The 20,923-nt window shown below is 43.8% G+C and carries 23 protein-coding genes, 1 tRNA gene and 1 pseudogene; 11 read left to right on the top strand and 14 right to left on the bottom strand.

Annotation, left to right across the window (positions count from 1 at the left end; all coding sequences use genetic code 11):
- Window positions 1–11: 11 nt before the first annotated feature.
- The 13 genes and pseudogenes from V7L97_RS02870 to V7L97_RS02810 all read right to left on the bottom strand — a co-directional run bounded on the left by V7L97_RS02870 (window position 12) and on the right by V7L97_RS02810 (window position 9,119).
- Window positions 12–446 (bottom strand): type II toxin-antitoxin system VapC family toxin, encoded by a 435-nt coding sequence (locus V7L97_RS02870; RefSeq protein WP_333653275.1) that lies wholly within the window; start codon window positions 444–446, stop codon window positions 12–14.
- Window positions 443–670, bottom strand: coding sequence for an AbrB/MazE/SpoVT family DNA-binding domain-containing protein (locus V7L97_RS02865; protein WP_333653274.1), 228 nt, complete (start codon window positions 668–670; stop codon window positions 443–445). The genes V7L97_RS02870 and V7L97_RS02865 overlap by 4 nt, the downstream gene beginning before the upstream one ends.
- Window positions 671–791: 121 nt before the next feature.
- Window positions 792–2,010 (bottom strand): annotated as a pseudogene (locus V7L97_RS12845) (DNA methyltransferase).
- Between the two features lie 130 nt (window positions 2,011–2,140).
- A complete protein-coding gene (locus V7L97_RS02850) occupies window positions 2,141–2,593 on the bottom strand; it encodes an HD domain-containing protein (protein ID WP_333653268.1) in 453 nt (150 codons plus the stop codon).
- 17 nt (window positions 2,594–2,610) lie between these two features.
- A complete protein-coding gene (locus V7L97_RS02845; protein WP_333653267.1) occupies window positions 2,611–2,880 on the bottom strand; it encodes a BsuBI/PstI family type II restriction endonuclease in 270 nt (89 codons plus the stop codon).
- Window positions 2,834–3,013, bottom strand: coding sequence for a BsuBI/PstI family type II restriction endonuclease (locus tag V7L97_RS12840; RefSeq protein ID WP_442891735.1), 180 nt, complete (start codon window positions 3,011–3,013; stop codon window positions 2,834–2,836). The genes V7L97_RS02845 and V7L97_RS12840 overlap by 47 nt, the downstream gene beginning before the upstream one ends.
- Window positions 3,014–3,054: 41 nt before the next feature.
- The gene (locus V7L97_RS02840; RefSeq protein WP_333653266.1) at window positions 3,055–3,531 is read right to left on the bottom strand and encodes a hypothetical protein; all 477 of its coding nucleotides are present in this window, start codon (window positions 3,529–3,531) and stop codon (window positions 3,055–3,057) included.
- A 165-nt stretch (window positions 3,532–3,696) separates the two neighbouring features.
- On the bottom strand, window positions 3,697–4,539 hold the full coding sequence (locus tag V7L97_RS02835) for a hypothetical protein (protein WP_333653265.1): 843 nt from the start codon (window positions 4,537–4,539) through the stop codon (window positions 3,697–3,699).
- A 20-nt stretch (window positions 4,540–4,559) separates the two neighbouring features.
- Window positions 4,560–5,330 carry an Eco57I restriction-modification methylase domain-containing protein gene (locus V7L97_RS02830; protein WP_333653263.1) on the bottom strand — a complete coding sequence of 257 codons (771 nt, stop codon included), beginning with the start codon at window positions 5,328–5,330 and terminating at the stop codon, window positions 4,560–4,562.
- 149 nt (window positions 5,331–5,479) lie between these two features.
- Complete coding sequence (locus V7L97_RS02825; protein WP_333653320.1) at window positions 5,480–5,806, bottom strand: type II toxin-antitoxin system PemK/MazF family toxin; 327 nt, start codon at window positions 5,804–5,806, stop codon at window positions 5,480–5,482.
- A gap of 14 nt (window positions 5,807–5,820) precedes the next feature.
- A complete protein-coding gene (locus V7L97_RS02820) occupies window positions 5,821–6,033 on the bottom strand; it encodes a hypothetical protein (RefSeq protein WP_333653261.1) in 213 nt (70 codons plus the stop codon).
- A gap of 131 nt (window positions 6,034–6,164) precedes the next feature.
- A complete protein-coding gene (locus V7L97_RS02815; protein ID WP_333653260.1) occupies window positions 6,165–6,659 on the bottom strand; it encodes a deoxycytidylate deaminase in 495 nt (164 codons plus the stop codon).
- Window positions 6,660–6,863: 204 nt separating this feature from the next.
- Window positions 6,864–9,119 (bottom strand): vitamin B12-dependent ribonucleotide reductase, encoded by a 2,256-nt coding sequence (locus V7L97_RS02810; protein ID WP_333653258.1) that lies wholly within the window; start codon window positions 9,117–9,119, stop codon window positions 6,864–6,866.
- A 224-nt stretch (window positions 9,120–9,343) separates the two neighbouring features.
- Here V7L97_RS02810 and V7L97_RS02805 point away from each other — a divergent pair, with 224 nt between their 5' ends.
- The 6 genes from V7L97_RS02805 to mnmE all read left to right on the top strand — a co-directional run bounded on the left by V7L97_RS02805 (window position 9,344) and on the right by mnmE (window position 15,702).
- Window positions 9,344–10,504: an amino acid ABC transporter substrate-binding protein gene (locus V7L97_RS02805; RefSeq protein WP_333653257.1), complete on the top strand. Its 1,161-nt coding sequence runs from the start codon at window positions 9,344–9,346 to the stop codon at window positions 10,502–10,504.
- A complete protein-coding gene (locus tag V7L97_RS02800; protein ID WP_333653256.1) occupies window positions 10,501–12,012 on the top strand; it encodes a two-component system sensor histidine kinase NtrB in 1,512 nt (503 codons plus the stop codon). The genes V7L97_RS02805 and V7L97_RS02800 overlap by 4 nt, the downstream gene beginning before the upstream one ends.
- Before the next feature lie 104 nt (window positions 12,013–12,116).
- On the top strand, window positions 12,117–13,304 hold the full coding sequence (gene tgt / locus V7L97_RS02795) for a tRNA guanosine(34) transglycosylase Tgt (RefSeq protein WP_333653255.1): 1,188 nt from the start codon (window positions 12,117–12,119) through the stop codon (window positions 13,302–13,304).
- Window positions 13,283–14,140 carry a cation diffusion facilitator family transporter gene (locus V7L97_RS02790; protein ID WP_333653253.1) on the top strand — a complete coding sequence of 286 codons (858 nt, stop codon included), beginning with the start codon at window positions 13,283–13,285 and terminating at the stop codon, window positions 14,138–14,140. The genes tgt and V7L97_RS02790 overlap by 22 nt, the downstream gene beginning before the upstream one ends.
- Before the next feature lie 27 nt (window positions 14,141–14,167).
- Window positions 14,168–14,254, top strand: a tRNA-Leu gene (locus V7L97_RS02785).
- Window positions 14,255–14,262: 8 nt separating this feature from the next.
- Window positions 14,263–15,702, top strand: a complete 1,440-nt coding sequence (gene mnmE, locus V7L97_RS02780; RefSeq protein WP_333653251.1) for a tRNA uridine-5-carboxymethylaminomethyl(34) synthesis GTPase MnmE — start codon at window positions 14,263–14,265, stop codon at window positions 15,700–15,702.
- Window positions 15,703–15,734: 32 nt separating this feature from the next.
- Here mnmE and V7L97_RS02775 read toward each other — a convergent pair whose 3' ends face one another.
- On the bottom strand, window positions 15,735–16,622 hold the full coding sequence (locus tag V7L97_RS02775) for a peptidylprolyl isomerase (protein ID WP_333653249.1): 888 nt from the start codon (window positions 16,620–16,622) through the stop codon (window positions 15,735–15,737).
- On the opposite strand from V7L97_RS02775, the gene mnmA reads away from it, so the two are divergent.
- The 5 genes from mnmA (at window position 16,597) to V7L97_RS02750 (ending at window position 20,836) form a co-directional block, all read left to right on the top strand.
- Entirely contained in the window at window positions 16,597–17,778 is a 1,182-nt protein-coding gene (mnmA, locus tag V7L97_RS02770; protein WP_333653247.1) for a tRNA 2-thiouridine(34) synthase MnmA, read from the top strand. The two genes, V7L97_RS02775 and mnmA, sit on opposite strands and share 26 nt — an antisense overlap.
- On the top strand, window positions 17,771–19,111 hold the full coding sequence (locus tag V7L97_RS02765; RefSeq protein WP_333653245.1) for a DUF3326 domain-containing protein: 1,341 nt from the start codon (window positions 17,771–17,773) through the stop codon (window positions 19,109–19,111). The genes mnmA and V7L97_RS02765 overlap by 8 nt, the downstream gene beginning before the upstream one ends.
- A gap of 72 nt (window positions 19,112–19,183) precedes the next feature.
- Complete coding sequence (locus V7L97_RS02760) at window positions 19,184–19,621, top strand: MOSC domain-containing protein (RefSeq protein ID WP_333653244.1); 438 nt, start codon at window positions 19,184–19,186, stop codon at window positions 19,619–19,621.
- Window positions 19,618–20,097: a MogA/MoaB family molybdenum cofactor biosynthesis protein gene (locus V7L97_RS02755; protein WP_333653242.1), complete on the top strand. Its 480-nt coding sequence runs from the start codon at window positions 19,618–19,620 to the stop codon at window positions 20,095–20,097. Before V7L97_RS02760 ends, V7L97_RS02755 begins: the two co-directional genes overlap by 4 nt.
- Window positions 20,098–20,113: 16 nt before the next feature.
- Entirely contained in the window at window positions 20,114–20,836 is a 723-nt protein-coding gene (locus tag V7L97_RS02750) for a cytochrome c biogenesis CcdA family protein (RefSeq protein WP_333653240.1), read from the top strand.
- The last annotated feature ends 87 nt before the right edge of the window (window positions 20,837–20,923 follow it).

Genomic DNA, 20,923 nt, shown 5'->3' with positions numbered 1-20,923 from the left:
TCGCTTTTGCCTTATCCTTTTACCTTCAAATCCTTAAAATATGTCCTATAAAACCCTCTGTCCCTCGAAAGAAGCTGTTCCGCATGCATAAAGGCGTGTGCGCCGATAATGAAATTGCTCAACACCCGTTGTCTCAAATGAACAGGATGATTGCATTGCGGGCATGCAGAAGGTTTTCTGTTTTTTGCATATGCCCGCCAGCGCTCTCCTGCCGCGACAAGCGATTTCTCGCTGGAATTAACGAGCCTGATGCCGGTATCGGATAAAAAAGCCTTTGTCTCTTTTTCGGAGCCGAATTGAGAGGCAAGTTCGGCATAGACGATTTCGCATATTATTAATTGTCCTTTTGATGCATGCTCATCAAGCAGCCTTTTTGAACTCAAAACATGGCTTTCATCCGGGAGCAGTATGTCAAAGAGGATATTGGTATCGACCGCAGTGATCATTGTCCCCTGAGGTCGCTGATAATATCGTCGGTTTTTTGCCTCTGCCGCCCTTTCAGTTTACCAACCCATTTGTCAAAAGGGGATTTTTTTAAGGATTTTTTGATATAAAACACCCCGTCTTTTTCCTCAAAGCCTATTCCCTCTCCGGCCTGAACACCTAACTTCTCCCTCACCTTTTTAGGTATTGTTATCTGGCCTTTAGAAGTTAATTTTGCCGTCAGCATACAGCCCTCCAGTAAGGATATCATTCCTTACTTTTATTGTAAGGAATGATATCGCTTCTGTCAATAGCATTCATCTCGCTCATGTTCCGGCTGTCGCCGAGGATTATCCATTCCTTTAGCATCAGATCGTCCCTTTATATTTTAAGAAGCTGCTCTTATATTTGTAGTCCATTGAAGTATCAATACCCGCCAGCTTATTCTTAATCAAATGAGCATTGATAAAGGTTTTGTTTTTCAAATAAAGATAGCACAACAAATTACCCTCACTGTCATACTTTGTGGCGTCAAATTTCAGAAACACCTTTTGCCCTTTCAGCTTTTCCTTTAAGAACTGAAGCGCCTTGCCGTTTATCGCCTTATTCTCTTTTACGCCTATAAGCCTGACCTTCAAATCATTGTCCAGAATAACCATTTCAGGGCTTATGATTTCTTTGACAGAATAGTAGGTCTCTCTCTGATTATCTGAATCATCTATCCTTGAGCCGAATTTTAATTTTTTAGGGTCAATCTTTTTATCGAATTTAACAGGGTCTTTGAAGATATAAGGAAGTTTTTGGATTTCTTTACTTAAAATCTATGCACTTTTTGTCTTGCTTTATTACGCTAATATCTCTCTTTATTTTTTCTTTGATTGCAGGCAGGAAATCCTTATTAATCTCGTATCAGATAGAATTCCTGTTCAGATTCTTTGCGGCAAGGCAGGTTGTCCCGCTCCCCAAAGGGTCGAGAACAGTATCGCCTACAAAAGAGAACATCTTTATTAATCTCTTAGGCAATTCTTCCGGAAACATTGCAAGATGCTTGTCCTGTCTTTCGCCCGGAAAATTCCAGTGGCCGTAAAAATACTCGTTCCATTCCTCAGCAGTCAGCTTTGATTTTTCTTTTATATCCCTGCTTACCTTCGGCGGGTCGCCGAGCTTTTTAAAAATCAGGATGAACTCATAGTCGAGCTTGATTATTCCATTTCGTGGATAAGGAAAAGACCCCATGATTGTTGCGCCGCCTGTTGTATTGCATGTCGTAACCTTCTGCCAGATAATAGCGCCCATATAATCAAAGCCAATTGTCTCGCAGAATCTAATTATCTTTTCCCTGATAGAAATGATCTTGTAACGGCCGTAATAAACAGACCGTGCAAACTGGTCGCCGATGTTAATGCATAAACGACAACCCTTATACAGAACTCTATAACATTCCTTCCAGACAAGATTTAAATTATTGATATAATCTTCATAACTGTCGTTAAATCCTATCTGATTGCCGTTGCCGTAATCCTTCAACTGCCAATATGGAGGTGAAGTAACGACGAGATGAACGCTCTCATCCTTAAGCTCGCTCATATTGCGGCTATCGCCGAGGATTATGGTAGGAGTAAGTTGTCTGTTTCTTATGCCTTTTAAATCTTTGTCTAACCGGTCGATCATAAGGAATATTCCTTAAGTTTTAGGTAATCTGGCATCATAAGATGAGTCATTCAAAGTCTGCATATATTTCTCCGAATCGTATCTCTGCCTTGACAAAATGCTTGTAACGGGATTTCAAAGAGCTTTTCGCATCTTCGAGTTCCTCTGAAATCATGCCATTTTTAATAGACATGTATGCTTCAATGAATGCAGCCAGGTGGTCTGCAGCTTCAATTAATTCTCCATCTCTGGGATTAAATTCATTACTGTTGTAGTTCTTGTTGATCTCATCAAAGGAGACGACCTCCATCCCTCTATCCCGGGTGATCACACTTGCGAACTCATTCTCAGTGTATATTCTCATCTCCTCATGCCATTCTATAGGAAGGAGGGCATATATCTCCCGCTCCATCTGCTCCTTCTCATATTCCTTGATGAGGTCGCTCAACCCTTCCACCGATCTCTTTACAGGAGAGATAATATCCCGTGTAAGAACCTTAGTAGCCCGTGAGGGACACATCCCATTTTATTCCTTCATCAACTTTTTTCCATCCCCTCAAAATGCACAATATTATTCGGCTCGTTTTCGATCCACACACTGCTGCCCCATGCAATGTCCTCAACGAACTTCCTGAATACAGCACGAGAAGGGAAGGCAGAAACATAGGTTATTTTAATTCCTAATTTTCTTGGCCCCTTTGTAAACTTATGCAGTTGATCGAGACGGATTGAATTAACTGGGCCGCTGCTTGTTACTGCTTCAATAATAACAAGATGGGATTCCAGTTCTGAAAAAAAGAATGACATCTGGCAAAGATGCAGTCGTATCTATCGGGAGGTTCAACCGTCTCATCAGTGTTCGGTTTTGATAGCCTTTCCTTGGAGATGTATCACCAAGATAAACAACCTGATGTTCGTTTAAGAAGGCATGGCCAAATATTTCAACAATGGACTTCTCAAGTAGATTATGTTCACCAGGGCCTAAAGGAAATTCTGTTCATTATTGATTTTAACTGAAATTTCTTTATTCTGGGATGCTTTCTTAACTTTCCGTTTTGTTAGTTGCCTCTGAAGCTGGCTGATTAATTTATTTTGCTCTTCAATGTCTCTTTCTAAAAACAAACGTGCAAAGTCAGGATGAAGGCGGTAATATGTATTTGGGTCATTGGTGGTGAGCTGGTGCCTGACCACAATGCCATAATTCATAAGAGGAGCAAGGGAGGTTTTCCTATATGCCTCTCTGGTATTCTCGGCAACTTTTCTGCCTATTACATTTCTTGCATAGTTTAAAATGTCATGGATTCTTGCGCCTTCGCTGAGGGTTTTATGACCTGGCAGCAACCCTTTCCTTTCGGTTTCATCGAGCATTGCTTGCACACATATAGCTGTTTGGTCGGAAATATATTTCTCTGCAAAATTTAACTTGTGTAAAACTTCCTTAATTTTTTCAAGAGGCATTATGTCTCCTGTTTTTGCCTTTGTATTTATAAGTAAGGCGCTCCTTTTATAAAGTCATGCTCCTTTGCTGTTAAACCGTAAGCCGTTGCTGTCAATCGGTTCAATTCATTGAGGAGTCTATTTCTTTTTCCTTCATCAGTGGTTTTTTGCATCTCTTTTGCGATTTCAGCTACGCTTTGCTCGTATTTTCCTGTCGGTATCGGCAGGAGGTTTAATTCGGTTGCAGATACTTGAGTGTTGCCATTCATAGCACGAAAAGAAGAAATCTGCAATCTCGGAATTAAGAACGCCTAAAATAAAATACAGGTCAGCGGTGGAATGAGTCGCAACAGGCTGAATAATATTTAAATGATTCTCTACAAAATAGCCATCTTTATTCTTCTTGCAGAATTCTTCAGGAATGCTGGCAACAATCCTATAAGGCTGCTCATCGGCAGTTATCCTTTGCACCAATATACAGGGGTCTTTTACAATAAGTCCTTTTGTTTTCTCATTAACACGTAAGAAAGAGGGACGATCTTCACCCATCCTGTTAAAGGAGAAGCCGAATTTGCTTACATCAGTAGCCCATATAAGGGGAAGGCTGTCTTTCTTTGCATCCTTTGCCAGCAAAGGCTTCACCTTGTTCCAGACAATCTGGCCTGTTTTTGCCTTACAGTTAACTTCGTGTCCTGACAGCAAGGGATACCTTTTGATTATGCGATTAATAATATCATACGTCTCCTGAGAGTCCGAAACGAACCAAACAGTTGTGCCGTTAAGCCGCTGGATTACCTTTTCTCTTTCGACATTAAAGGATATGTTGTCCTCAAGCTCTTTTGTTGTTTGAGCGTAAGAGATATTAACAGTCCTGCGATGATGCTTATTACGCTCAAGGCACAGCACCATTGTGCCGTGGAGGACATCATCAAATACTTTCTTTCTGTCGGATATATACACAATTTCTCTTACCGATGTTTTTTGCTCTATGAAACTTCTAAGGTTTTTGAAATATAAGCCTGAGAGCATCGACCTCGGAATTATAAAACCTAATCTCCCCCCCCTCTCTCTCTCAACATCTCAATCCCTGCATGAAGGAAAAGCGCATATGCATTAGGATGTCCATAAACAGAATCCGAGAACACCTCCTTTAAATCATCATGCAAGTCTTTTACCTTGAAGTAAGGCGGATTCCCCACAACAAAATCAAACCTGTTTGTTAAGGTGATAGTCTTCTGTTCTGTATAGAGCATTCCTTTCAGTTCCGAGGCGGTTATTTTCAAAGTGTCGACACAATAAACAGGCAGGGGCTTTATAGCCCTAATGCCGTATTTTGCGGCGGATTCAAGCACAGCCGGAGCAAGCAGCATTGAAAGGTTTAGACGTGCGAAGAAACATGCCGCAGGGTCTATATCTATCCCGCAGACAGCAGAAATGACCATTGCATACCATTTGTGAATGGGAATACCGGCTTTTTTCAAAGAGTGCAGGTAAATACGGACTGATTCTGCCAGGAAAGCGCCTGACCCGCAAGCTGGATCTATCAGTTTTTTATCTAAAATATCTTTTGAGTGAGAGTAGCCGGCAGATTTAAGAATGTGCTTGACTATGTTTATTGGTGTAGCATATTGGCCTAACTGTTTTCGCAGTTCAAGAGAAGTTAAATGCAGGTAGTCAAGTATTTCAAGGCTTTCTTTGTGGTACTCATCAAATATTGTCTTTTCGCTTATATGCCATGAGGGGAAACTGTTCGAATCGCTTTCATTGCCGTAAAGAAGAATTTTGCATATTGCATCTATCTGAAAATCTGAAAATTCCAAGCCCTAATTTATAATTTTCCTGCTGGAAATAGGATACAACGGCACTGGCAAACTTTTCCTCTAAACTTCTATCAATTGAAGATAAAAACATTACAGTCATTACCCCGCCTTTTTAAACTCCTTCTCTATTCTCTCAACCAAAAACATCTTCACAAATTCAAATGCACTCTCAATGCTTCATTTATAGCCTCTTGCGTATTGTGATCATTAATAAATCCAATTAAATCTTTCAGCCTTTGTTTTGATATCGTTCTTATTTGGTGAGCAAGAACAATTGAGTTATGAGATAGTCCTCCGGTTCCTTCTTTTAACATAACTTCATTGGGATAAGCTTTTCTGTCTTTTTTTAGGGAGGTTATAGGCAAAACTGTTACGACAGGCATAACATTATTAAAATCTTCATCGCTAATAATAAGGACAGGTCTTTTGCCCTTTTGTTCCGAACCGACAACAGGACTAAGGTCTGCTGTAAATATTCTCTACTTATAATTCATTTTTCTGATACTTCAAAATCTGCGTATTCAAAATCTTTCTCTATTTCTTTAATGTCTGCAAGAAAAAGAGGGTCCCGAGCGGCTGCTCTGATAGCAGTCCTAATTTGTTCCTTCTTTATCTTTTCAATTTCATCTTTTACTGCTGTCTCAACAAAAACATTCACGGATTTAAAGAAACCCTTTCCGACAATTTCCTTAGCCTCTGCCATTATTTGTTCATCAAGAACAAAAGTCGCCTTTTCCCCCCATTAACTCATCCTCCTTAACCTTGATTTTCAAATCATACCACAAGGAGGCTAAAATAGCCAGCAATTTTTATGGCGATAATTGCCACCATTTTCTACCTGATTATAGCTGCTCCCTCCAGATCCCTCACATCCCCTACCTTCACGATGCTGCCGTCTTTTTTGAGATAAACGACTTCCTTTATCATGGCATTCTGTATCATGCGCCGGCATAACAAACATGGTTTGCCGTCTGCAAAGGTTTCATCCTCTTCAAATCCTGCTATGTAAATAGTTGCCTCTTTCATCCTCTCAGGGGAGCCATTGATTACTGCATTCTGCTCTGCATGGACTGCTTCGCACAGCTCATATCGTTCTCCGGCAGGAACATTAAGCTCCTTTCTCCTGCAGCTTCCCCTGTCAACGCAGTTCACAGAGCCTCTTGGTGCGCCGTTATATCCAGTGCTTACGATGACATTGTCCTTCACAATTACAGCGCCATACCTTCTCCTCAGGCAAGTGGAGCGAGAGGAGACGACCTTTGCGATCTCTAAAAAGTATTCATCCCAAGAGGGGCGGGTAAATTTATGACCACCGTTATTTTTACTCATATTTTTCTCCTACAGATAAAATATTTTGGAAGCAGGGTGCGGCTGGATCGAAGCAAGATTGCCGGGTTCTCGGTAGGGGGCAGGTAACACCCTGCCCCCATCCTTTGCAGACAGAAAACGCTTTTATTCTATTACTCATGACCACTGGCGCAAAAGGACTATTCAATTTTGCGAAAGCCAGTCGCACCATGCTTCAAGCTGCCTCTACCCACACTTAGTAAATCCGCAGTTATGGCAGACTGCGCAGCCGCCCTCATGCTCCACAGTGCCGCCGCACTCAGGGCATGCACCTATGAGCATAACCTCATTGTATTTGGACTTGCCGTTTCCATTGTCGCCTTTTGCAGCATGTGCGTATTTCTCTATTGCCTTTGCAATTGCATCAGAGCATGAGAGTATCTTCCCGTCTTCTGTCCATGAGGGCTGGTGGCACGATATTCCCTTCAACTGTTTAACTATCTCTTCAGGCTCGATATTAGACCTGAGAGAAAGGGATATGAGCCTTCCGATTGCCTCTGACTGGCTCGATGCACAGCCGCCAGCCTTGCCGATATTCGTGAATACCTCAAATGGCCTGCCGTTTTCATCCTCATTGATCGTCACATAGAGATGACCACAGCCTGTCTTTAGAAGCCTTGTTGCACCCTTGATGACAGACGGCCTCTTTTTGGGCACAACCTTTCCGCCTGTTTCCTGCTTTGCCTTTTTATCTGCCTTCTTTGTGCTAAGAACCTGCTCCTCTCTCGATCCGTCCCTGTAAACGGTCACGCCCTTGCAGCCTGTTTTGTATGCAAGCATGTAGACATCCTCAACATCCTTTGTCGTTGCCGCATGAGGGAAGTTCACGGTCTTTGAAACGGCATTGTCCACATATTTCTGGAATGCAGACTGCATCTTTATATGGTCTGTGGGTGTGATGTCATGAGCTGTTACAAATACTTCCCTCATTTCTTCCGGGAATTCTACAAAATGCGCTACAGAGCCAGAATCTGCAATCTTTTCCATGAGTTCCCTGCTCCACACCCCCCTTGCCTTTGCCTCTTGTTCGAAGTATGGATTGACCTCTATGAGCTTTGTGCCCTCCATTACATTCCTGACAAAGGATACTGCAAAGAGCGGCTCTATTCCGGATGAGCACCCGGCAATAATGGAGAGGCTTCCTGTTGGCGCTATGGTTGTTACTGTTGCATTTCTTACAGCCATCTCGCCGTTGTATATGCTGTGTTCGTAATTCGGGAATACTCCCCTTTCCTCTGCAAGTGCGCTCGATGCTATCCTTCCCTCTGTCTGGATGTATCCCATCACCTTTTCTGCAAGCTTTATTGCACTTTCTGAGTTGTACGGAATCTTAAGCTGGATGAGCATGTCAGCCCATCCCATAACACCGAGGCCTATCTTCCTGTTGGCCTTTGTCATCTCGTCTATCACCTTCAATGGATATTTATTGACATCTATGACATTATCCAGGAAGTGCACTGCCTTCCATGTGGTCTCTTTGAGCTTTGCCCAATCAACTTCATAACTCTTGACCCCTGACTCCTGACTTTTGACTTCTCTTACCATCTTTGCAAGGTTTATTGAGCCGAGGTTGCATGATTCATAAGGCATTAGGGGCTGCTCGCCGCATGGGTTTGTGGACTCTATCTCGCCGAGCATGGGCGTTGGGTTTGATGCATTTATCCTGTCAAGGAATACTATTCCGGGCTCTCCGTTCTTCCATGCCTGTTTCACGATCTTATCAAAGACCTCCCGTGCCTTTAGCCTGCTCACAACCTTTTTTGTCCTCGGATTAATGAGGTCATATTCTCCGTCATCTTCGACTGCCTTCATGAATGCCTCTGTAAGTCCTACGGAGATATTAAAGTTATTGAGCCTGTGGTTGCTGTCCTTGCAGGTGATGAATTCGAGGATATCAGGATGGTCAACCCTGAGCATGCCCATATTGGCGCCCCTCCTCGTGCCGCCCTGCTTGACAGCCTCTGTTGCCGCATCAAAGACTGTCATGAATGATACTGGCCCGGAGGATATGCCCTTTGTGGAGCCGACAACATCGCCCTTTGGCCTTAACCTCGAAAAGCTGAAGCCTGTTCCGCCGCCTGATTTATGGATAATTGCAGCATACTTAACTGCATCGAATATTGATTCCATGGAGTCGTCCACAGGCAGGACAAAGCATGCAGAGAGCTGGCCGAGCCTCCTTCCTGCATTCATAAGCGTGGGGCTGTTGGGAAGGAATGATAGGGATGACATCAATTCATAAAATTCTTCCTCAACACGCTTTACCTCCACCTCTGCCTTGCCATAAAGGCCATCCGCAGACGCGACATGCCTTGCAACCCTGCGGAAGAGATCTGCAGGGGTCTCTATGACCTTTCCTTCCTCGTTTTTTTTGAGATACCTCTTTTCAAGGACTGTTAAGGCATTTTGCGACAGATTAAGAGCGACTGCTGTTTCCTTCATAGGACTCCCCTTTTATGATTTATGGTTTGTTGGTTTAATGATCTTAATGATTTAAAAACCATTTGCAATCCACATATTTAGTATTGCATCAGAAATTAAACCACAATATATTGTGCTTGTCAAGCAAAAAATGAATTTTTAACAATTCCATGATTTATAAAAACTTTTTCTGTGAAGTATGTGTGAACAGCTTGTTCACAAAAATAATCTGATATAATACCTTTATGAAAGGGTTAAATTTATTAGTTCTACTTATTATTTTTCTGCCGTGCCTTTTACTAAAGCCTGCCAACGCATCGGAACCCATCGAGATCGGCCTCACACTTGGTCTTACGGGTAAATATTCAGAAATGTCCAATATACAGATGAAGGGCTTCAAGCTCTGGGAGGATCATGTAAACAGCAAAGGCGGCATCCTGGGGAGAAAGGTTCGCCTCGTTATATATGATGACAAAGGCGATCCCCGGATTGCAAAGGCGCTTTATGAGCATCTTATCCTGAGGGATAAGGTTGACCTTGTCTTTGGACCCTATTCGAGCGAGATAACAGAGGCAGTACTGCCGGTAACGGAACAATACGGCTATCCTGTTCTTGTAGCAGGTGCATCTTCAGACAGACTATGGCAGAAGGGCTATGAATATGTCTTTGGCGTCTATGCCCCTGCAAGCAAATATGCTGCAGGTTTTCTTGAAATGTTGGCTATGAATGGTTATAGAGACATTGCCATTGTGCATGCGGATGACTCCTTTTCAAAGGATGTTGCCAGCGGCGCAAAAAAATGGGCATTGAGGTTTGGACTTAATGTCCTTTTATTTGAGGGTTTTAAAAAAGGGACAAAAAATCTTGACGATATGGCACAAAGGGTAAAGGCGTCAAGGGCGCAGGTCTTGATTGTGTGCGGTCATTTTGATGAGGCTGTGAATATGCGGCTTTCCCTCAAAAACATCAAATGGCAGCCAAAGGCATACTACGCCTCTGTTGGCCCTGTCATTCGCAAATTCCTTGATGTGCTTAAGGCTGATGCAAATTATGTCTTTTCTTCATCCCAGTGGGAACACCATGGCAGTTCAACCCCTCCCGGCTGTCATGAGTTTTATAGCTCATACACAAAGGCATATAAAGAAGACCCCTCATACCATGCTGCAGTTGCCTATGCTGCAGGACAGATACTGGAGACTGCACTGAAAAGGTCAGGGAACCTTGACAGGAATAGACTAAGGGATATTCTATCTGCAATGGATACAATGACCATTATAGGCAGGTACGGCGTTGACAGGACAGGAATGCAGATAAAACACTTTAATTTTATCATCCAGTGGCAGAAGGGCAAAAAGGAGATTGTCTGGCCTGAAGACCTGAGAACAGCAAAACCCGTATTCAAATGAAAGTCCTCAGAAACATAACCCGCAGCCTTGCATTCAGAATCATAATGCCTGTAATTGCATTGGTCATACTGGCAGGCATTGGACTTTACATATTTGTCCTCAGTTCTGTCTCGGATTTTACAGACAGACATATCAAGGATGCCCTTATGGGAATGTCCCGCGAGATCTATAATATCTGTGCTAGAAATCTGAACGAGCTTTTAAAAACAGGCGCAGCAAGCGATGAGAAGGCTGCAAGGATTAAAAGGGGTCTAACCATCGGCATGATAGAGGACTTCATGCAGCAGAATAATCTTAAAGGCATTATTGCAGAAAAAGACAATGAAGTGCTCCTTGCCTATGGCCTTTCACCGGGACTTTTAAAAATTGTTGGAAAAAATGCAGAGCATAACACAGTCTCGTCTTTAGAATACGATGATAAAAAGCACTATGCATACCGGATGCAGTTTGAGCCATGGGACTGGCAGATAGTATTTATAAAGGACGCTGCCGAATACTCCTCCCTGATAAACAATGTAAGGCTTGCATACATGGCCACCGGAGCCATACTTTCAATTACGGCCTTGTTGATTCTTTTCTATCTGAACAGGTCAATAAAATACCCCATAAATAAAATCATCGCCTCCCTTAAAGCGGGTGAACAGCCTGAATATGAGGGCATATACGAGTTTGAATTTCTAAGCAAAAGCATAAGCGAAATGACGGCCGAAAGACAGAGGCTGATGAAGCAGATAATAGAGGAGCAGAAACTGAAGGGCATAAGGGTGCTCGCCACAGGCGTTGCCCACAATTTCAATAATATGCTTGTGGGGGTCCTGGGATATGCATCCCTTATCAGCATGAAGCTTGAAGATGCCAAAAGGGGAAAACAGACATTACAAGGAGAAGACATAGACGAACTATTGAAATACACAGAAACCATCGAGTCATCTGCCCAGAAGGCAAGCGGGCTTGCGAGGGATCTGGCAGGCCTGTCAAGAAAAAGGATGCTGGAAAAAGAGTCTGTCATGCCTATCGACATCAATAAATTAATAACAGAACTCCAGAGACTCCTTTCTGGTACGTTCCCAAAGAACATAGAGATTACAGCGAAAATGAATGACGGCCTGCCTGCAATTAAAGGCGACATCATGCAGCTTGAGCAGGCACTTTTAAACATAGCCATAAACAGCAAGGATGCCATGCCCGATGGTGGAAAACTGACTATGAAAACATTTGTCACCGATATTGTTAACGGGAATTCTAAATACCATTATCTCAAAGCCGGAAAATACGTTGCAATACAGATATCAGATACAGGGACAGGCATGGATGAGGCTACTCTAAGCCATATCTTCGAGCCGTTCTTCACGACAAAGCCTGTTGACAAAGGCACAGGATTGGGGCTTGCAACGGTATATTCAATTATAAAGGCCCACCATGGATATGTTATAGCAGAAAGCATTCCCGATAAGGGCTCTACATTTACAATCTATCTGCCGATAGAGGAGAAAAATCCCAAACTCTAAATCCTAAACTCTAAACAATATTAAATCAAAAAAGCTTTAAACATTTGGATTTTTGATTTCGAATTTGTTTAGAATTTAGAAATTCGTATTTAGGATTTTAAACAGTGAGATTTTACATTAAACATATCGATAATAAATCCAGAACAGGAGCAATAGAGACTGCAAGAGGTGTAGTTAATACCCCTGCATTCATGCCTGTTGGCACACAGGGGACTGTCAAGGCCATGTTCCCGGAGGAATTAAAAGAGATAGGCGCTGAAATCATACTGAGCAATACATACCATCTGTATCTGAGACCCGGGCATGAGATAATCCACCAACTGGGCGGGCTCCATAAATTCATTAACTGGAGCGGCCCCATACTCACTGACAGCGGCGGTTTTCAGGTTTACAGCCTCTCTTCATTGAGGAGGATCAGGGAGGACGGCGTAGAATTCAGGTCGCACATTGACGGCTCGCTTCACTTTATAGGGCCTGAAAAGGCAATGGAGATACAGGCAATGCTTGGCTCGGACATTGCAATGGCATTCGATGAATGCACGCCATATCCCGCAGAATACGAGTATGCAGTCAAGTCCCTTGAGCTAACGACAAAATGGGCAGGGAGGTGTAAGGAATATTGCGAATCGGTGAAACGGAGAATCGCTGAAACGGAGATAAAGAGATACGAAGATTCGGGAAATTCACCCATTCACCCATTCACCCATTCACCCATTCAGTCTCTCTTCGGCATCATTCAGGGAGGCATGTACAAGGATTTACGAAAGAGAAGCCTCGAAGAGCTTATGGAGATAGGGTTTGATGGATATGCAGCAGGAGGATTGAGCGTTGGAGAGCCAAAAGAAGAGATGTATGAGATCATTGAATTCATCGCACCTTTGATGCCTGAAGACAGGCCGAGATACTTGATGGGAGTTGGCGATCTCGTGGATGTGCTGGTTGCAGTCGAAAACGGATTTGACATGTTTGACTGCGTAATGCCCACAAGAAATGCGAGAAACGGCACTCTATTTACAAGCAGAGGAAGAATAAGCATTAAAAGGACAGAATTCAAGGCAGACCCCGATCCTTTGGACCCTGACTGCAATTGTTACACATGCAGAAACTATTCGAAGGCGTATTTGAGACATCTCTTTCTCTCAAAAGAGATACTGTCCATGAGACTCAATACAATCCATAACCTATACTTTTATCTCGACTTTTTCAGAAAAATGAGGGAAGCTATAGATAACAGGACATTTAAGCAATTCAAGAAATATTGGGAGGAGGTTTGGACAGGACATCCGAGATAAGAAAGGTATTATTAATCACCCTTGCATTGAACCTCCTTGTTTCTGCGGCAAAGGTCTTTTACGGCTATATTACACATTCCATATCCATATTCTCCGACGGGTTCCATTCCCTGTTTGACGGTGTATCCAATATTGTTGGACTTGCAGGTATATACATAGCTTCGCATCCACCCGATGAAAAACACCCCTACGGACACAGGAGGTACGAAACAGTCTTCACCATCTTTGTGGGGCTTCTGATGCTCCTGACATGCTTCGAGGTCTTTAAAAAAGTCTATGAATCATTAATTGGCAAGCATTTAACAGTAGTTGCCGCGGAAAGCTTTTTAGTGATGTTAATTACTATGGCGATTAACATCTTCGTCTCCACCTACGAAAAACGAAAGGGAGAGAAGCTGAACAGCGAATTCCTTATTGCTGATTCAAGGCACACAAAGAGTGATATATATGTGTCCATAGGCGTTATAGTCAGTCTCGTCTTTATAAAATTAGGATTTCCAATAGCAGATCCCATCACAGGCGTAATTGTAGGTATATTCATTGCAAAGGCAGGTATAGATATAATCAGGGAATCCACAGAAACCCTTGTAGACAGGACTCAGATGAACATATCCATCATTAAAGAGATTGCATGCACAGTCGATGGGGTCATGGAATGTCACGAGATCAGGACAAGAGGAACAAAAAGCCATATATTCGTTGACCTGCATGTGCTTGTTGATCCATCCCTATCAGTAGAAAATGCCCATAGAATTGCGGAAACAGTAGAAAAGGAGATAAAGAGCAAGATTTCAGAGGTTGTTGATGTGGTGGTTCACATAGAGCCGTCGGAGTAAGCGGTTTTTGTGTTATACTATTTGACAGCCGGTGTGGTGGAACTGGCAGACGCGACGGACTCAAAATCCGTTGGGGGCAACCCCGTGGGAGTTCGACCCTCCCCACCGGCACCATCCCTTATATGAACCATCTCGAAGACACAATAGTTGCGATATCAACCCCCATAGGCGAAGGCGGCATAGGCATTGTGCGCCTGAGCGGCAAGGATGCAATTCCTATCGCCGACAAAGTATTTTTTTCTCCAAAAGACAGGAAACTCAGGGATGCAAAATCCCACACTGTTGTTTATGGATTTGTAATTGATCCTGCCAAAAACGAGAAGATAGACGAAGTCATTGCCACAGTTATGAAAGCTCCAAAGACATATACAAGGGAGGATGTCGTGGAAATCAACTGCCACGGCGGTATGCTTCCATTGCGCGTAACCCTTCAGCTCCTCTTAAGAGAAGGCGCGAGGCTTGCAGAGCCGGGCGAGTTTACAAAGAGGGCTTTTTTAAACGGCAGGATAGACCTCTCACAGGCAGAGGCTGTTATAGATGTTATCAGGGCAAAGACAGAACAGGCAGAAAGGCTTGCGCTCCGGCAGCTTGAGGGAAGGCTTTCCGCAAAGATAACTGATATGAGGGATAAAGTCACGGAACTCTGCATGCACATAGAGGCGTATATAGATTTTCCAGAGGACGAGATCGAGGTCATCGAAAAAGGAGACCTGCTGGACTCGATGCAGTCCATAGGACGTGAACTGCTAAGCATCTCAAAGAGATATGATGAAGGGAGATTTTTCAGGGAAGGGGTTTCCACTGCCATTGTCGGCAAGCCTAATGTGGGGAAGTCTTCCCTTCTAAATAGCCTTCTGCAAAAAGACAGGGCAATAGTTACGGAAATGCCTGGAACAACACGGGATGTAATAGAGGATTACCTGAACATCAACGGTCTGCCGTTAAGGATAATGGATACTGCAGGAATAAGGGAGACCCATGACCTTGCAGAGATTGAGGGCGTAAGGAGGAGCCTTAAGGCTATCGAGGGTGCGGATATTGTGCTGGCAGTGCTCGATGCCAGCAGGCCATTTGACGAAGCGGATAAAGAGGTAATCGATAAGGTGAAGGATAAAAGGGCAGTGATTGTAATTAATAAATCCGATATAGAGAGTCCAGCCCTACTGAAAATTAGGGACACATCCCATATCTGCATTCACCTTTCGACATATGCTTTCAGAAATATGGGATGTGTCCCTAATTTTCCAATAGTAAAAGTTTCTGCTTTAAAAGGTGACGGTATCGATGATTTAAAGGATGCCATTTATTCCCTCTGCATAACAGCAGGCAAGGCTTCGGATGCTGAAGATATAATCATAACAAACCTCAGACACAAGCAATCCATAGACAGGGCATTGAAATCCCTAAAGGATGCAGAAGATGCATTAAAAAGAAACGAGCCACTTGAGGTTGTAGCACTTTTTCTAAGGGAATCCCTCGACAGCCTCGGGGAGATCATAGGTGCGGTTACTACAGAAGATATCTTAAATAAGATATTCAGCGAGTTTTGCATAGGAAAGTAAGGGCTTGTTTGCCAAGCCCTTACTTAATTATTTTATTTGTGTGCAGGTGCTGCTGGTGCCGGCGTTGGCGCGAATGTTATCTTTGCCAGTGCATCCTTGTTTATGTCAATCTTATGCTTCTTCTTTAGATTCTCGATGAATTTATCAAAGCTTTCCCTTTGCTTTTCAGCAGCCATTCTCTGGCCGATAAGCCCTTTTACTTTGTCAAATTCTAGCATAGAACCCTTTGCGTCTGTCACCTTGATTATATGTATGCCGTCTTTAAGTCTTATGGGCATGCTTACCTCGCCTTTTTTCAATCTGAAGGCAACATCTTCCAGCTCCGGCTTCATCTCGCCCCTTTTGAAATTCCCGATGTCTCCTCCTGCCTTTGCAGACGCCTTGTCAAGAGACACCTCGGAAGCAACCTTTGCGAAGTCCTCTCCCTTTTTGAGCCTCTCATAAACCTTTTTAGCATCATCGTCTGCTTTTACCACTATATGGCTCAACCTAACCTGTGTGTTCACCATAAAGTCTTCCTTGTGTTTGTCATAGTAATCCTTTATATCCTTGTCCGTAACCTTTGCTGCTGATTCTATCTCCTTTTCGAGTATCTGGTTAATGAGGGTTATCTTTTTGAACTCCTCCACCTTTTTCTGGAAATCCTTGCTTTTGTCCAATCCCTTGTTCTTTGCCTCTATATAAAGCAGCTCCTTCTTAACCAGTTCGTCCACAAATCTTGCAGTGCCTTCAGGCCCCTGGAAGAATTCCTTAGCCATTTCAGGAAGAGTATTCATCTCCGCCTGCACATCCTCCTGAGTATACACATTGCCGTCTATTTTCAGCACATAGCCGCCTTTCTGTCCGCTTTCCTTTGCACATGAAGCAACAAAAACGAGGGCAACAATAAGGGTAATGGGCACCAATAAAAATCTCTTCATTCCGATTCTCCTTTTTAAATTTAAAGATTTTATCACTGTAACATATTTGAAGAACAAAAGCAAAAAGCTATATCCTAATGTTATGAAAAAGGTAATAGTGGGAATGAGCGGAGGCGTTGATTCCTCGGTCACCGCCTATCTTTTAAAGGAACAGGGATACAGCGTCGAAGGAATAAGCTTTATCCTGTACGAGGCCCGGCTGAAAAATACCTTTACCGGGTGCTGCTCCATCGAGGCCATCAATGATGCAAGACGGACCGCTGAACATATGGGAGTAACACATGCGGCAGTGGATCTGCGGAATGAGTTTATCCAGAAGGTCATAGAACCGTTTATCGAAGCGTATTCGCAGGGGATCACTCCCAATCCATGCATCCTCTGCAACAAATACATAAAGTTCCCATATCTCTTGAAAATAGCTGATGAGAAGGGTGCTGATTTTATAGCAACAGGACATTATGCGAGGGTAGAATCGGGTCAAGGGTCAAGGGTCAAAGGTCAAGGGTGTTTATTAAAAAAAGGACTTGATGCTAAAAAAGACCAGTCTTATGTACTTTATGTTTTGAGGCAGGAAGAACTTAGTCGCCTTAAACTGCCCCTTGGAGAAAAGAGAAAGGATGAGGTGCGGGAGATAGCGAGGATGCTTAATCTCCCTGCTGCAAAGAGGCCTGAAAGTCAGGAGATATGCTTCATAGAGGACAGGAATTATTTCAAGTTTTTAGAACATCTGACAGAGTCTAAAGAGGGCCCGATCATTGATGTGGAGACAGGCAATATCCTCGGCAGCCACAAGGGATTACATCTGTACACCATTGGGCAGAGGAAAAGGCTCGGTATTGCAACAGGCAAGCCATTGTTTGTGACGAGAATAGACCCTTCAAAAAATGCTATATACGTGGGGCCGCGTGAAGCAGCAATGATGAAGGAGTTTGTAGTGGAAGATGTTAATTGGCTTAGCACGCAAGAGGGACTGGAGCATTTTAGGGCTACTGTTAAAGTGCGCTCCATGATGAAGGATGAGCCTGCAACTATTTCAATTCTTGATGATAATATGGCAAAGGTTATTTATGATGAACCCCAGTGGGCGCCGGCTCCTGGTCAGAGTGCGGTTTTTTACGATGAAGACACGGTTATAGGTGGAGGGGTGATTGTTTAGGATCTTCACTGATCACTACGAAATGCCATCCCAAAAGCTCATCCCTCCGGAACTGCTTCTTGAAAGGGTCGATGAGTTCTTCAGGACGACATTGAAGCCCGATGAAACAGCACTTAGATTTGCCATTGTAAATAGGACGGCATACGGATACATTATTGAAGCAACGATCCTTAAAGGTGGAAATGGCAATATGAGAGGAGATCTTCGCCCATCTCCTCCATCTGTCGTGCATGAAAAACCTCAACGACCATTTATCGCTGTATTCGTTGTCCCTACAGGGGTGAGGGCATCCATCGGCGGCTATATTGGAGACGCGACGCCGGCCCTGAGAGAGGTCTCGCAAGAATGTGCATTGGTGATCACCCATCCCAATGTAGTGAATACTGGTTTCCTCAACTTCATGCCGAATAACTCGCTCTACATTGAAGGGTTCTGGCTTGATGAGTTCCTAAAAGGGAGAATCGGCCTGCGCATTGTCGATAGGAATCCGATAGGGGTTATACTCGATACCCCTGGAGCTGGCAGCGATGCTGAAAAGGGAATGCTCCGCACCATTGAAGCATACAATGCAGTGCGCGGGGTGGAGGTGGTGGGAGTGGTGAGGACGAAAATGCCTGTGGGAGGAAAATCATACCTCAGCGAGAGCGGAATCCTCGTGGGCGAGGTGAGCAATCCTGAAGTATTATTCGATGCAACCGATGAGCTTATTGGAGATGGTGCGCGTACCATTGCAGTTGCAACACATATTAAAATTCCTCCGGGGATCATGGACCTCTTTCATAGCGGGAAAGCCCCTGACCCTTATGGCGGGACCGAGGCTATCATCTCCCACAGCATAGGACATCTCCGGAGTATTCCTGCGGCACATGCTCCTATGTTGGCCAATGAGGAGGCACAGGAACTCTTAAAGCGGGACATAGTGGATCCCCGTGCAGCGGCAGAGTGCGTTGCGCCCCATGGATTTCTCGGATCAGTACTTGGAGGGCTCCACCGTGCTCCCCTTCCCTGTCCAATCCATGAGGCTGATGTGACGGTCTCAGATGTATGCGCTGTAATCCTTCCTGCCGGGTGTCTTGGAGGGGTTCCTGCACTAACAGCGATCCAGAGAGGCATTCCTGTTATTGCGGTAAAAGAAAATGAGACCGTGCTCAATGTAGATGCAAAGGCCATTGGAATGAAAAACATCAAAGAGGTGTCGAATTACCATGAAGCGCGGGAAGTCCTTAGGGATCTCAAGAATCGAGAGTCCTTTAACGAGATATTCCCCATACCTCGCGAGACACTATCACCAAAGTCCCTCAAAAGGCCCCTCTGGCCATTACATTGTTCTTGATATAGAGGGCAAACTGCTGACTTACACTAACTGTTTGTGTTATTTTAGGAAATAAAGATTTTGGAGGATTCAATGACAGGCAAAATCGTTTCGATAAACATCAGCGAAAAAAAGGGTATCAGAAAGAAGCCTGTTGACGAGGCAATTATAAACGAAAATTCCGGTATAGAAGGGGATGCCCACGCCTCGTCCACGTGGCACAGGCAGGTGAGTTTACTTGCACTGGAAAGCATAAAGAAGATGCAGGCGACGGGGCTCGATGTAAAGCCAGGAGATTTCGCAGAGAATATAACAACAGAGGGTATTGACCTCCTTTCACTTCCCATCGGCACAAGAGTGAATATCGGCAGCGAGGTTGTCGGTGAAGTTAGCCAGATCGGCAAGGAATGCCATGCAAGATGCGCAATATATTATCAGGCAGGGGATTGTGTTATGCCGAAGGAGGGCATTTTTATTAAGATTTTAAAAGGCGGCAGTATTAAGGTCGGCGACAATATAGAAGTCTTATGATAACCATTGCGGTTCTTACATTGAGCGACAAGGGCGCAAAGGGAGAGAGGGAAGATAAAAGCGGGCCCGCTATTGCCGATATGCTTAAAGGATTGGGTGAGGTTAAATATTACGATATACTGCCTGACGAAAGGGATTTGATAAAGCAGAGACTCTTGGAATATGTTAATGAGGTTGATCTTATCCTTACCACAGGCGGAACAGGGCTTTCTCCAAGGGATGTTACCCCAGAGGCAACCATTGATGTCATTGAAAGGGAGATTCCCGGCATAGCAGAAACGATGAGGATGGAGAGTTTAAAAAAGACAAACAGGGCAATGCTCTCAAGGGCTGTTGCAGGTGTGAAGGGGCAGACCCTAATAATAAATCTTCCGGGCAGCCCGACTGCGGTTAGAGAGAATTTAGAAGTGATTATAGATGTTATTCCGCACGCAATCGAGAAAATTAAAGGAGATACAAAAGAATGTGCAAGATAAATATGGAGTGTAGCCGATGAAAGACGTTTCTTTTACACTGGCATTTTTAGCAGGGGTATTGTCATTTCTTTCGCCTTGCGTCTTGCCCCTTGTGCCTGCTTATGTATCGTTTATAACAGGAGTGTCTCTGGATGAACTAAAACACTCTCCACGCATATCAAAAATAGTTGTCAAAACAATGCCGAATACAATCGCATTCATCCTCGGTTTTTCGACGATCTTTGTTTCTCTGGGCACTTCTTCGTCTTTGCTCGGCAATCTCCTTCTTAAATACCAGGATTATCTGAGGATCGGCGGCGGAATCCTCACAATAATATTCGGTTTCTTTATAGCAGGCTTTATAAAGTTCGATTTCCTCATGAAGGAAAAGAGGTTCCACATCAATAAAGGCCCTGCAGGTCATCTCGGAGCATTCTTTATAGGGATGAGCTTTGCAGCAGGCTGGACCCCCTGCATAGGCCCGATCCTCGGAACCATCCTGATTTATGCAAGCTCGCAGGCATCTGCAACCTATGGCTTGAAACTCCTTGCTGTATATTCCCTCGGACTTGCAATACCATTCATACTGGCAACCCTTGCCATAAATGTGTTTTTTACTTATACCAGAAAGATACACAAATTCATGAGGGCGATTATGATCATCAGCGGTCTCATTTTGATCGCCTTTGGTATCATGCTCCTGACAAATAAAATGGGACAGCTTTCAGCACTCTTCCCTGACATCGGGATCAAGTTTTAAGAGGAATAATGAAAGAGCGATACGACTTCAACGAAATAGAGCTGAAGTGGCAGAAATACTGGGCTGAAAGGAAACTCCACAAGACAG

The organism is Dissulfurispira sp. (assembly GCF_036745535.1).
Classification (GTDB): domain Bacteria; phylum Nitrospirota; class Thermodesulfovibrionia; order Thermodesulfovibrionales; family Dissulfurispiraceae; genus Dissulfurispira.
This window is presented reverse-complemented; position numbering and strand designations above follow the sequence as displayed.

Excerpts from the sequence above, each read along its gene's own strand:
- V7L97_RS02870 (WP_333653275.1), bottom strand. The coding sequence starts at position 446 with ATGATCACTGCGGTCGATACCAATATCCTCTTTGACATACTGCTCCCG.
- mnmE (WP_333653251.1), top strand. The coding sequence starts at position 14,263 with ATGAACCATCTCGAAGACACAATAGTTGCGATATCAACCCCCATAGGC.
- V7L97_RS02840 (WP_333653266.1), bottom strand. The coding sequence starts at position 3,531 with ATGCCTCTTGAAAAAATTAAGGAAGTTTTACACAAGTTAAATTTTGCA.
- V7L97_RS02865 (WP_333653274.1), bottom strand. The coding sequence starts at position 670 with ATGCTGACGGCAAAATTAACTTCTAAAGGCCAGATAACAATACCTAAA.
- V7L97_RS02800 (WP_333653256.1), top strand. The coding sequence starts at position 10,501 with ATGAAAGTCCTCAGAAACATAACCCGCAGCCTTGCATTCAGAATCATA.
- V7L97_RS02815 (WP_333653260.1), bottom strand. The coding sequence starts at position 6,659 with ATGAGTAAAAATAACGGTGGTCATAAATTTACCCGCCCCTCTTGGGAT.
- V7L97_RS02850 (WP_333653268.1), bottom strand. The coding sequence starts at position 2,593 with ATGTGTCCCTCACGGGCTACTAAGGTTCTTACACGGGATATTATCTCT.
- V7L97_RS02805 (WP_333653257.1), top strand. The coding sequence starts at position 9,344 with ATGAAAGGGTTAAATTTATTAGTTCTACTTATTATTTTTCTGCCGTGC.
- V7L97_RS02750 (WP_333653240.1), top strand. The coding sequence starts at position 20,114 with ATGAAAGACGTTTCTTTTACACTGGCATTTTTAGCAGGGGTATTGTCA.
- V7L97_RS02810 (WP_333653258.1), bottom strand. The coding sequence starts at position 9,119 with ATGAAGGAAACAGCAGTCGCTCTTAATCTGTCGCAAAATGCCTTAACA.
- V7L97_RS02820 (WP_333653261.1), bottom strand. The coding sequence starts at position 6,033 with ATGGCAGAGGCTAAGGAAATTGTCGGAAAGGGTTTCTTTAAATCCGTG.
- mnmA (WP_333653247.1), top strand. The coding sequence starts at position 16,597 with ATGGGCACCAATAAAAATCTCTTCATTCCGATTCTCCTTTTTAAATTT.
- V7L97_RS02775 (WP_333653249.1), bottom strand. The coding sequence starts at position 16,622 with ATGAAGAGATTTTTATTGGTGCCCATTACCCTTATTGTTGCCCTCGTT.
- V7L97_RS02755 (WP_333653242.1), top strand. The coding sequence starts at position 19,618 with ATGATAACCATTGCGGTTCTTACATTGAGCGACAAGGGCGCAAAGGGA.
- V7L97_RS02835 (WP_333653265.1), bottom strand. The coding sequence starts at position 4,539 with ATGCTCTCAGGCTTATATTTCAAAAACCTTAGAAGTTTCATAGAGCAA.
- V7L97_RS02760 (WP_333653244.1), top strand. The coding sequence starts at position 19,184 with ATGACAGGCAAAATCGTTTCGATAAACATCAGCGAAAAAAAGGGTATC.
- V7L97_RS02845 (WP_333653267.1), bottom strand. The coding sequence starts at position 2,880 with ATGTCATTCTTTTTTTCAGAACTGGAATCCCATCTTGTTATTATTGAA.